The sequence below is a fragment of the Lysobacter oryzae DSM 21044 genome, from assembly GCF_059568595.1.
Genome location: NZ_JCANTQ010000014.1, coordinates 255,568 through 266,497, shown reverse-complemented (window position 1 = coordinate 266,497; position 10,930 = coordinate 255,568). Strand labels below are relative to the sequence as shown.

The window sequence follows — 10,930 nt, the reverse complement described above, 5'->3', positions numbered from 1 at the left end:
CGGGCATGGCGCCTAACAATTCATTCAAGCCGAAGCCGCTTCGCGGCTCGGCTTAATTCAGGCGTTAGGGCTGATGAGAAATGTCATCGCAGTCGGAGTGTCAGTGGTTGCGGCAGCCTTGGCTCCGACGGTTCTGTTTGAGCTCATCTTTCTGCTTATGGGTGCCAACGCACTCTTTCCACTTGGGGCACTTGGACTGATCTTTTGTGTTTCACTGGCTCATTCCGTTTGTCTCGGATTGCCCGCCATGTTGATTTTGATGCGGGTTGACCGGTTTGGCCTGTGGCAAGTCCTTTGCTGCGGCTTCGCCGTGGGGTCTGCCCCTTGCACGGTCCTAGTATGGCCGCCTGCGACTGGCTGGCCAAACTTTTTGCAGGGGGTACTTTCGGCTGGCGCCTTGGGGATGGCGAGTGCAGCTGCTTTCTACTTCACGTTCAAGGGCATCAGCCCTAACAATTCATTCAAGCCGAAGCCGCCTCGCGGCTCGGCTTAATTCAGGCGTTAGGCCGCTATGCACGCTATCGAAATTGCTGGGGCAAACTTCCACGTGGTAGTGCCCGACTCGTGGGAGCGACTTTCTTCTGTCGTTTCTCGAGATGGCTCCCGACTTGCCTGCGTATATCGCGTTTCTGACGGGTTCCGCGTCCAACGGTTCATCCGGGGCAGCGGCGCGCCGCAGTGGCAAGGAGAGTGGTGGCACGAGCAGTCACCCGACTCCATAACTGATATCGCGCAACAGGCAAACAACTTGGCCGCGGACCATGTCGGTGTCGCGGCCTAACAATTCATTCAAGCCGAAGCCTCGCGGCTCAGCTTGCTTCAGGCGTTGTGCCTCACATGAAGATCCGATCCGTGGTCGATTTCTGGAATTCATCCAAGCAGGCGCCTCGTCGCTTGGCATGATCGAGGCTCGACAACCGGCACGTGGAGAAGCGCGATGAAGGTTGCAATGCTTTATGAGGTCTCCGGTGATGGGCTCGGTAAGGGTATGACGCACTTTCCGGCTCACCGCGCACGGCTGGACGAGTTCCATGCTCGGGGCGTCCTGCTCATGGCAGGCCCCCTCGGGAATCCACCGGAAGGTGCGCTAGGAATTTTTACTCATCGCGAGGCGGCTGAAGAATTCATCCGAGGCGATCCATTTGTCACCAACGGCGTGGTCAGCGCCTGGCGCATCATCGACTGGAATGAGGTACTGGCCTAGTTTTTGGGCGGGCCATCAATTCATTCATCCGAGGCCAGTCGGCGCGACTGGTTGAGACCTCGTCCCGCTCAAGACATTTCCCACTGATTGGAGCCGTTCTTGAACTACATCGACATCGTGGCGGTATTTTCAGTGCTTCAGTTGACTTTTTTCGGGGCACTTGTCGGCAGCGCCCGCGCAAAGTATGGCGTGGCTGCCCCTGCAGTCGTCGGCCACGAGATGTTCGAGCGCGCTTATCGCGTGCAGATGAACAGCCTGGAGCTAATCGTGGCATTTCTGCCCGCCTTGTTTCTCGCGGGAAAATACTGGCCACAAACCCTGGTGGCCGGCGCAGGCCTGGTTTACCTGCTGGGTCGTTTCATCTACTGGCGCGCGTACATGGCCGCACCCAAGTCTCGCGCTGTGGGTTACGCGCTGTCGACCGCCCCCATACTGGCGCTTCTGCTAGCGGCATTGGTGGGCGCGTTTGTCCGGGGCACGCCCTGACAATACACCGAAGCCCGTAAATTCAGGGCAGCCGCAGTTGATGAGGGTGAAGACATGGGAAACGAAGAGCTTTGCACCTTGATGGCGGGCCGACAGTGGGAACTCCGATGCTGTTCTTCGGGCTTTACGGACTGAGGCGCCTGCAAGTTGGCTCGACCACGCGCGTGATGCTTGGCATGACGGTGTTATTCTCGGGCGTGGCTTTGTCGTGCCTAATTTTCGATCAACTGATGCAATCACCAGTTCGCTTTGGGTTCTGCATTCCCTTGATTGGGCTGGGCCTCAACCAGGCCACAGTGCCGATGCGCGCGGTCGCCGGGCGGGCGGACTGACAATTCATGCAAGCCGAAGCCGCTTGGCGGCTGAGATAATCCAGGCGCTGGACCCATGGAAAGACGCGCTCGCTGGTATGTACTTTTTGCGGCCGTAGGCAGCGTCCTCATTGCGTGCGCCACGCTGTTCCAGTACATCCATGCTCACCTTGCCGGCGCGTCCGGTGGATATGCGCCTATGGCCTTGGGAGCCATGGCGGCAGGCCTGCTTGTTGCCATGTTCAGTCGTCTCGCCGCGCCGAGATCGAAGGCCATCGTCATTGCGGCAATCGGCGTGCTTGCGTCCCTGAGTTTCGTTGCGATTCTCGTGACGACACTCATCTGGGGTTTCGGTGGCTGGTTCGCGCCGGCCGGGGTCTGACGATGACTTCGCGGCCTGGCGTCGAGCAGCCGTTGGGGAGCCTCGGAGATGGCCACCGCGCGCCCTAATCCAATCAACGCGTCAGGTCTACAATCGCACGAATGGACTACCAGCTCGTCATCAAATTCTGGCGCAAGTCGCTGGATAACGAAGAGTTCCTCGCGACGATTGAAGGCGAGCTCAAGGCGGTGCTTGGCAACTCGGTCGAGTTGGAGGGCTATGACGTGAGCCCCAAGGAGATCAACCTGTTCATGCTTACGTCTGATCCCCGCCACTCCTTTCGACGAGCAAGAGATGTTCTAGAGAGGCTCGGCGTGGTGCGGGGTGTTTCCGCCGCCTTTCGCCTGGTCGGCGGAGCGAAATTCACCTTGATCTGGCCCTTGCGGACGACGCGCAAATTCTCGCTCCCAATTTCCGGGTAGAACCAACGAATTCCAGAGTTGAAATCCATTCCCTGCACCGTCGCTCAACCGCCCTGCATTCGGTAGTAATGGCCATGCAACGATCCGCCTCGCCTCTCGGTCGACCTTTAGTCGCCCCTGCACTCTTTCCAATTCTTGCGTCGTGGCGTGGGGGCAATTTCCCCAACGACTACTGCACCCGGCGATGCTCTCTTTTTCTGCTTGGTCGCGTTCGTCACTGGCGTGCTCTGACAATTCATGATCCAGCCCGAGCCTCTCTCGGTTCGGCCCGGAAATCAGACACGGGAGGTAGTCATGGACACGAAGCAGTCTGAAGCCGCGGCGGACGCGCTCATCGGCGAACTGCAGCGGCAGCAAGCTGTTCGCTCGGGACAAATCTCATCCGATTCCCGGGCGCTCAGTTGGCTTGTCGTCTTTTTTCTGGGCGTCGTCGGCGCTGCCGTCGGGGCGACCATAGGCTTGCTGGGCCACCACGCACTCATGGGTGCCGGCATCGGCTTCCTGGCAGGGCTGGTTTCGGGGAGTCGCCGAGGGCAAGCCTGACATGGCCCCAGGTTGAATCCGTATGTGGTCCGGGCTATCAACGGCTTCGGGGGTTCTGGCAGCTGAGCAAGCTGGGGAACGATGCCTGTGCGGGCGCCGCCTGCGCGACACCGTGGGCGTGAAGCGGCATCCGAACCAGGTCGCTACTCGACCCAGTTCGATATTTCAGGCAAGAGCAGGGAGGGTGAGCGGTGACAATGTCCAGGCAGATCATCGGATTTGCGGCTTGGCTCTTGGTGAGCTTCATGGCCGCCGCAATTGGTAGCGCCGCGTCAATACAGGCTGCGCCGTTCTACACAGGGCTCGCTCGACCGGAATGGGCGCCGCCGCCCAACTTGTTCGGTCCCGTGTGGACCGTCCTGTACGCGCTCATGGCCATTGCCGCCTGGCTGGTCTGGCGAACGGGAGGATTCCGGGCTGCGCGCGCGGCCCTGACCCTGTTTCTTCTCCAACTTGCGGTCAATGCTCTGTGGAGCTGGCTGTTCTTCGGTTGGCACTTCGGCGCCCTGGCGTTCGCGGACATCGTTTTACTTGTCGTGCTCATCGTCGCCACGCTCATTGCGTTCTGGCGCGTCAGCGCGCTGGCCGGCGTGCTGCTTATTCCGTATCTTCTTTGGGTGGGCTTCGCCTCCATGCTCAATTACTCCGTGTGGCAGCTGAATCCTCAGGCTCTCGGGTAACGAGTGCATGCACCACCATGGATGCAAGCCGAATCCGTTTTCGTGACCATGCATGATTCGCGCGTCAGGACCGTTTTGGAGATATCACCATGGGCTGGCTGATCACCAAATACCTGCTCACCGCAGCCGTCGTGGTCATCGTTTCCGAAGCGGCAAAGCGGAGTGACAAGCTGGGTGGCTTCATCGCCGCTCTGCCGCTGGTTACATTCCTGGCGCTGATTTGGCTGTACCTCGAAAAACAGCCTCAAGCCAAGATCTCGAACCATGCCTGGTATACGTTCTGGTACGTGCTGCCGACATTGCCGATGTTCCTGGCATTCCCGCTACTCCTGCCCCGTCTCGGCTTCTGGCTGACCATGCTGGCAAGCATTGGCATCACCGTCTTGTGCTTTGGCCTGTTTGCACTGGTCGTCCGTCAGTTCGGCATCGAGCTGTTGCCGTAACCTTGCCAGACACGCCTCCGCGGCCGGAGCCGCACGGTGGCGACACTTCCAGCCAAGCGGGAAAGCAGACCCCTCAACCCCAAGAAGCGCAGCATGATCGTCGAAGCACGGGTAACCATAAGCGGGACGAGGGCGGCGGTCTGGGCCGCGATCACCGACGTCGATAGCGCTTCCAGGATCATCAGCGGCGTCGAGAGCGTCGAAATCCTCGAAAGGCCGACAACTGGCCTGGTGGGACTGAAATGGCGTGAGACCCGCATGCTGTTCGGCAAGTCGGCCAGCGCGGACAAATGGATCACTGGCGCCGTCGAGAACGAGTATTACGAGACCCGGTCGGAGGAACAGGGATTCGTGTACTCCTCGATCCTCAGCATTGCCGAGGCAAGAGACGGAATTTCGCTGTGCAGCAGGCACGAGGCCAAGCCGCAAGGTATCGTTGCAAGATTGGTGTCCGTCCCGGTCGGAGTGTTGTTCAAGGGCGTGGCGAAGAAGGCGCTCCTGCAAGACCTGCGCGACATCAAGTCCGCGGTCGAGCAGGGGCAACCCGGCCATTCACGCCAGAGCTAGCCGAACCGGCTGTTCGAATTCCGACGGGCCCACGAATCTGGAGGCACGATGGCAAAGATCACGGGAATTGGTGGCGTCTTCCTGAAGTGCAAGGGCGACCGCGACGCGCTCGCTGCGTGGTACCAGAAGCACCTGGGCCTGCAGTTGGAGTCCTTTGGCGGGGCCATCCTCAGATGGCCCGACGACACGGCCGAAGACCGCGGCCTCACCGTGTGGCATCTCGCGGGCAAGGACAGTCAATGGTTCAGCCCGAGCGACTCGTCCTTCATGATCAACTATCGGGTCGACAACCTCGACGAGATGCTGGCGCAACTCCACGCCGGTGGCGTCGAGGTCGTCGGCGGCCCGGAGTCGCACGAAAACGGCAAGTTCGCATGGATCATGGATCCCGACGGCAACAAGGTCGAACTGTGGGAACCGATGCTCTGGGATGACAAGAACAAGGGCGCCTGACCTGTGGGTTACGCCCATGGCGGGTTAATGCAATCCAACGCCGTGCGCTCGCCGGCCCGCTGATGTCCGCGCGCTAGCTCCGGCGCAACTGTCTTCGCCACCTTTGCTCGCGAACGCAGGCTCAGGTACCGTCGCGACGGGCGGTGTGACTCAAGCCGAGGGCCTGCCCGCGGGAGACATACACATGGCCGGGTCTCGTACGCACTGGATGGTCTGGTTGCTCGGCGTCGGCGCTGTCGTTGCCGTTGGCGCCTGGATGGCCAATCGCCACCCGCGATTCAATCCGTCGGGAAAACACGTGGAAGCCACGACCGCAGGCGCGCCGGCGTCATCGCCGATCGTCCTGGCGCCAACGGCTGTCCGCTCCGGCACTTCCATCACCACACCCGACGGCGCCTTCACGATTCGCGTCGACCGGGTAACAGGCCGCACGGTGAAGCTCACCGTATCGGCGGAAGCGGGCGACGTGTATCGCTTCGACAAGGCTGAGGTGGGCCGCAGGCTGGTCGTGCCGGCGCCGGACGCCACGTACTACGTCGACCTCGCCAGCGTCCGCGGCAACGTGGTCCACCTGGGGATGAGCAGGAACAACTGAGGCGGAGTTGCGGAACGACGCCCAGGCCAGTTCCGATGACCAATGTGACAGGCTCGATGCAAACCAGACCGCCCAGGCCTCCGGTGAGCTCCAAGCACCTCCAGCGCATCGTCCTGATGTGTTTCGTGGTCACGTTCGTGTGCGCGCGGTTGCTGGTGCTGCTGATCATGGATCGCGCGATACCCGATCTTTACCTGCATCTCGGGGGGACCCACGTCCACCATCTGAACTACGGCATTTTCCTGCTCTCCGTCGTGGGGGCGATACTCCTCTTCGCCCACCCCTCGGGGAGATTGCTCGACCTGGTGGCCGCGCTTTACGGCGTGGGCCTGGCGCTGACTTTCGACGAGTTCGGCATGTGGCTGCACCTGGGCGGCAGCTACTGGCAACGCGCGAGCTTCGATGCGGTCACCGTGGTGGGCGGGGCACTGGCGCTTGCGGCTTACATGCCTCCCATCAAGGCGTGGACGCCGCCCCGGTTCGCCTGGGCCATCCTGCTGCTCTGCCTGCTGGGCGCGTTCTTCTGGCGCCTGTCGCTTTCGCCGATCGGGCCCGCGCTGCACCACATCGAGAGTCGCGGCCCGGCCTGATCCGGCGAGGCCAGCGGCGTGTGACAATCGCTGCAAGCCCAAGCCGGCCAGTGCGCCATCCGTGATCCACGAACGAAAGATCCGCATGAATCGCGTACCTATCCTGATGCTTGTCCTGGCCACGTTGTGCGGCATCGCCGGCCCTGCGGCGGCGACTTCGACCCTATCGTTCGAAGGCGGCGGCTTCTGGATCGATTTCGAGGTCGGCGACGATGCCGCGTCAACCATCGCCGCGGTCCGCTTCCACGAAAATGCCCGCGGCATCGTGCTGCCGCCGGGCGACTGGCGCCTCGAAGCGTTTGATCCGCGGCGCGAGGTGCTCGTGCTTCGGCACTGCGGCGGGCATTCGAGCGTGAAGCCCTTTGTCCTGTCGGTGCGCCATCGCGATGCGGTGCTGGCCATCGACGGACGCACGATCGGCGCGCCTTTCAGCTGGGAGCAATGATCGCTCGCCGAGCCCCAATTTTATGAACCTGTCCCTCGCCCACGGAGACGTCCTGGTCCGGCCGCTTGCGGCCGGCGACACGCTGCCGCTGTACGAGGCCGTGCGCGCATCGGTCGATTCGCTCTCGTACTGGCTGCCCTGGTGCCATGCCGGGTATTCCCTTGCGGACGCGGTCAATTGGGTCGACCGCTCGATCGAGTCCTGGGCCAACCAGAGCGAGTTTCCGCTGGGGATTTTCAGCACGCGCGGCGAATTCCTCGGAGGCACCGGCCTGAGCCACGTCGACCGGGGCCACAACCTGGCCAATATCGGCTACTGGGTGAGCACGCCACATCGCGGCAAGGGCGTCGCCTGCGTCGGCGCGGCACTCGCCGCGCGGCTGGGCTTCAGGGAGCTGGGCTTCACCCGGCTTGAGATCGTCGTGCTCCCGCACAACCTGGCCAGCCTCCGGGTGGCCGAGAAGCTGGGGGCGACGCGCGAGGTCGAGGCGCGCAACCGGGTCATGTTCCAGGGCAAGCCGGCTTCCGCCATCGTGTACTCGCTGGTGCCGGACGATATCCTCGGTACCTGAGAGTCCATCCTGCCCGAATCCGACGATGCCTAGCTTCCGCCCTTCGCCGCACTCGGCGGCTACCCGCCAGAGATGATCACCAAGCTCCCGCCGTGGGTATGGACCGGTGCTTGGATGCTCGCCTTCATCGCGGGCAGCGTGAACGTGATCGGCCTGCTGGGCTTCGAGCACCAGGCGATCACCCATCTCACTGGCAACACGTCGTTGCTGGCGCAATCGATCGCTTCACTGGACACACGCGCCATCGCCCACTTCGGCGCCCTGATCCTCGCCTTCGTCGCGGGCTGTGCCATCAGCGGGATCATCATCCAGGACAGCACGCTCCAGCTTGGCCGCCGGTACGGAGTGGCACTGCTGCTCGCATCGCTGTTGTTGTTCGCGTCCATTCCGCTGCTGCGCGCAGGCAGCGGTTCCGGCATGTACACGGCGGCCGTCGCCTGCGGCTTGCTCAATGCCATGGCCAGCACCTACAGCGGCGCGGTCATCCGCATCACGCACGTCTCGGGAATGTTCACCGACCTGGGCATATTCCTCGGACATGCCTTGCGCGGCCTGCCCGTGGACGCGCGCCGGCTGCGGTTGTGCCTGCTGGTCATTTCCGCGTTCCTGTGCGGCGGCGTGGTTGGCGCCCTCACGTTCCAGCGGTTCGGCTACACCGCCCTCGCCTTGCCGGCCTCGCTGACCGCGGCCGGGTCGCTGGCCTATGGGCTGTACCGCATCCGCAAGTCCGCGCCCACGCAGGCCAATCCCTGACGCTTCCGGGCTGCTTGCTCATCCAATGGATGGGCACCTCGCGGCCGATGCCGCCCCCTCCCGTTCATCCAACCTGCGCCCTGCGAGCGGGGCCTCGCATCGATCCGCAGTCGGGGCCTGCCGGCACGGCCCGGGAGCGGGCCGCCCCGATCGCCATGACCTTCGACACCGGAACCGCACGCGCGGAGGCGATAGAGTCTCCTGTCGCCTCCGGCGCCGCCACCACAGCCATGCCCTCCGGGCAGGAGAATTCGTGAAAGCACCCCGTACCAAGTCGTCCCTGCTGATCCTTCCCCTCGCCATCGCCGCCGCCCTCACCGGTTGCGCGAAGAAGGAGGAAGCCGCCAAGACCGAGACCGCCGCCACCGCGGAGGCACCGTTCACGCTCGATGAAAGCAAGCTGCCGCCGGTGAACCGCTTCACCCTGGGCGACCTGGATACCGCGAAGGACGCCTGCGTCGACTTCAACGGCTATGCCAACGGCAAGTGGCTGGCGGCGAACGCGATCCCGGGCGACCGCACCTCGTGGGGTTCGTTCGAAATGCTCGGCGAGCGCTCCAAGGCCGTGCAGCGCCAGCTCGCCGAGCAGGCCGCGGCGAAGACGAGCGCCACCGGCGTCGAGAAGATCGTCGGCGACCTGTTCGCCACCGGCATGGACGCGGAGAAGATCAACGCGCAGGGCATCGCGCCGCTGAAGTCGCGCCTGGACGCGATCGCCGCGCTCGACAGCAAGGACAAGGTGGCCGACTACCTGCGCACCAGCGCCGCCAAGGGCGAGAACGTGCTGTTCGGCTTCGGTTCGTCGCCGGACTTCAAGGACTCGTCGATGAACATTGCCACCGCCTTCCAGGGCGGTCTGGGCCTGCCGGATTCGACCTACTACACCGATCCCAAGCAGAAGGAAAAGCTCGCCGCGTACGAGCAGCACGTCGCCAAGGTGCTGGAGCTGTCGGGCGTCGCCGCCGCCGATGCCGCCAAGCAGGCCAAGGACGTGGTCGCTTTCGAGACGCGCCTGGCGAAGGCATCGAAGTCGCGCGCCGAACTGTCGCGTGACGCCGAGCTGTTCTATCACCCGGTCACCCTGGCCGAGGCCGACAAGGTCTCGCCGAACTTCCCGTGGAGCAAGTTCTTCGACTCGCAGGGCCTGGCCGCGCCGAAGATGTTCTCGCTGGCCATTCCGTCCTTCCACGCCGAAGTCAGCCGGATGCTCGATGACGTGTCGCCGGCGACCTGGCAGAGCTACCTGCGCTACCGCACCGTCGACACCGCGTCGCCGTACCTGTCCGACGCCTTCGTCCAGGAGAACTTCGAGTTCTACAACAAGACGATGCGCGGCCAGAAGGAGCTCAAGGAGCGCGGCAAGCGCGTGCTCGACCTGATCGAAGCCCAGGCCGGCGAAACCATGGGCCAGCTGTACGTCAAGGTCGCGTTCCCGGCCGAGTCGAAGGCGCGCATGGAAACCCTCGTGCAGAACCTGCGCGAAGCGCTGAAGGGCCGCATCGAGAAGCTCGACTGGATGAGCGACGAGACCAAGAAGAAGGCGCTGGAGAAATGGGCCGCCTTCACTCCGAAGATCGGCTACCCCGACAAGTGGCGCGACTGGACCGGCCTGGACACCGCGCGCGACAGCTACATCGGCAACGTCCTCGCGGTGAACGAGTTCAACTACAAGTGGGACCTGGGCAAGATCGGCAAGCCGGTCGACCGCACCGAGTGGGGCATGCCGCCGCAGATGGTGAATGCCTACTACAACCCGTCGCTCAACGAGGTCGTGTTCCCGGCCGCGATCCTGCAGCCGCCGTTCTTCGATCCGAATGCATCGGATGAAATGAACTACGGCGGCATCGGCGCGGTGATCGGCCACGAGATGACGCACGGCTACGACGACCAGGGAAGCCGCTTCGGACCGACCGGCAACTTCGAGGTGTGGTGGACGCCGGCCGACGCCAAGGCGTTCAGCGGCCGCACCGACAAGCTGATCGCCCAGTTCGACGGCTACAAGGCGACGCCGGCGTTGAATGTCGACGGCAAGCACACGCTCGGCGAGAACATCGCCGACCTGGGCGGCCTCGCCACGGCGTACGACGCGATGCTCAAGGCCACGGCGGGCAAGCCGGATCCGAAGACCGACGGCCTGACCCGCGACCAGCGCTTCTTCCTCAACTGGGCGACGGTGTGGCGCCGCAACTTCACGCCGCAGGAGCTGGAGACGCGCATCACCACGGACGAGCACGCACCGGCCAACTTCCGCGCGGTCGGCGCGCCGTCGAACCTGCCGGCGTTCGCCGCGGCGTTCTCGTGCAAGCCCGGCCAGCCGATGGTGCGTGAGGGCGACAAGCAGGTCGTCATCTGGTGATCACCGCGATCCGTTGATCGCATGAAGGCTGGGCCGCCGGACTCCGGCGGCCGACCCGAAGGCCCGGCACCTCGTCGTCCGGGCCTTCTTTTTTGCCTGCTGCATGGGCTTTCTTCCGCGATTCGCGCG

Annotated in this window: 16 protein-coding genes; all 16 read left to right on the top strand. The window is 63.5% G+C overall.

Going from position 1 to position 10,930, the window contains the following annotated elements:
- Positions 1 to 937 precede the first annotated feature (937 nt).
- The 16 genes from BP05_RS15240 to BP05_RS15165 all read left to right on the top strand — a co-directional run bounded on the left by BP05_RS15240 (position 938) and on the right by BP05_RS15165 (position 10,801).
- Positions 938 to 1,204: a YciI family protein gene (locus BP05_RS15240; RefSeq protein ID WP_496364971.1), complete on the top strand. Its 267-nt coding sequence runs from the start codon at positions 938 to 940 to the stop codon at positions 1,202 to 1,204.
- Between the two features lie 99 nt (positions 1,205 to 1,303).
- Complete coding sequence (locus tag BP05_RS15235) at positions 1,304 to 1,690, top strand: MAPEG family protein (protein ID WP_496364969.1); 387 nt, start codon at positions 1,304 to 1,306, stop codon at positions 1,688 to 1,690.
- Between the two features lie 107 nt (positions 1,691 to 1,797).
- Entirely contained in the window at positions 1,798 to 2,022 is a 225-nt protein-coding gene (locus BP05_RS15230; RefSeq protein ID WP_496364967.1) for a hypothetical protein, read from the top strand.
- A 55-nt stretch (positions 2,023 to 2,077) separates the two neighbouring features.
- A complete protein-coding gene (locus BP05_RS15225; protein WP_496364965.1) occupies positions 2,078 to 2,383 on the top strand; it encodes a hypothetical protein in 306 nt (101 codons plus the stop codon).
- 101 nt (positions 2,384 to 2,484) lie between these two features.
- Positions 2,485 to 2,805, top strand: coding sequence for a hypothetical protein (locus BP05_RS15220; RefSeq protein ID WP_496364963.1), 321 nt, complete (start codon positions 2,485 to 2,487; stop codon positions 2,803 to 2,805).
- A 294-nt stretch (positions 2,806 to 3,099) separates the two neighbouring features.
- Positions 3,100 to 3,348 carry a hypothetical protein gene (locus BP05_RS15215; RefSeq protein ID WP_496364961.1) on the top strand — a complete coding sequence of 83 codons (249 nt, stop codon included), beginning with the start codon at positions 3,100 to 3,102 and terminating at the stop codon, positions 3,346 to 3,348.
- 191 nt (positions 3,349 to 3,539) lie between these two features.
- Positions 3,540 to 4,028, top strand: coding sequence for a TspO/MBR family protein (locus BP05_RS15210; protein ID WP_496364960.1), 489 nt, complete (start codon positions 3,540 to 3,542; stop codon positions 4,026 to 4,028).
- A gap of 89 nt (positions 4,029 to 4,117) precedes the next feature.
- On the top strand, positions 4,118 to 4,471 hold the full coding sequence (locus BP05_RS15205) for a DUF3147 family protein (RefSeq protein ID WP_496364958.1): 354 nt from the start codon (positions 4,118 to 4,120) through the stop codon (positions 4,469 to 4,471).
- A 93-nt stretch (positions 4,472 to 4,564) separates the two neighbouring features.
- Complete coding sequence (locus BP05_RS15200) at positions 4,565 to 5,038, top strand: SRPBCC family protein (protein ID WP_496364956.1); 474 nt, start codon at positions 4,565 to 4,567, stop codon at positions 5,036 to 5,038.
- A 48-nt stretch (positions 5,039 to 5,086) separates the two neighbouring features.
- Positions 5,087 to 5,491, top strand: a complete 405-nt coding sequence (locus BP05_RS15195; RefSeq protein ID WP_496364954.1) for a VOC family protein — start codon at positions 5,087 to 5,089, stop codon at positions 5,489 to 5,491.
- A 208-nt stretch (positions 5,492 to 5,699) separates the two neighbouring features.
- Positions 5,700 to 6,086, top strand: coding sequence for a hypothetical protein (locus BP05_RS15190; protein ID WP_496364952.1), 387 nt, complete (start codon positions 5,700 to 5,702; stop codon positions 6,084 to 6,086).
- An 83-nt stretch (positions 6,087 to 6,169) separates the two neighbouring features.
- Positions 6,170 to 6,676: a hypothetical protein gene (locus tag BP05_RS15185; RefSeq protein ID WP_496364950.1), complete on the top strand. Its 507-nt coding sequence runs from the start codon at positions 6,170 to 6,172 to the stop codon at positions 6,674 to 6,676.
- Between the two features lie 85 nt (positions 6,677 to 6,761).
- Complete coding sequence (locus BP05_RS15180; protein WP_496364949.1) at positions 6,762 to 7,121, top strand: hypothetical protein; 360 nt, start codon at positions 6,762 to 6,764, stop codon at positions 7,119 to 7,121.
- Between the two features lie 22 nt (positions 7,122 to 7,143).
- On the top strand, positions 7,144 to 7,692 hold the full coding sequence (locus BP05_RS15175; protein ID WP_496364947.1) for a GNAT family N-acetyltransferase: 549 nt from the start codon (positions 7,144 to 7,146) through the stop codon (positions 7,690 to 7,692).
- Between the two features lie 72 nt (positions 7,693 to 7,764).
- Positions 7,765 to 8,445: a YoaK family protein gene (locus BP05_RS15170; RefSeq protein ID WP_496364945.1), complete on the top strand. Its 681-nt coding sequence runs from the start codon at positions 7,765 to 7,767 to the stop codon at positions 8,443 to 8,445.
- Between the two features lie 283 nt (positions 8,446 to 8,728).
- Positions 8,729 to 10,801 carry a M13 family metallopeptidase gene (locus tag BP05_RS15165; RefSeq protein ID WP_496364995.1) on the top strand — a complete coding sequence of 691 codons (2,073 nt, stop codon included), beginning with the start codon at positions 8,729 to 8,731 and terminating at the stop codon, positions 10,799 to 10,801.
- Positions 10,802 to 10,930: the final 129 nt, after the last annotated feature.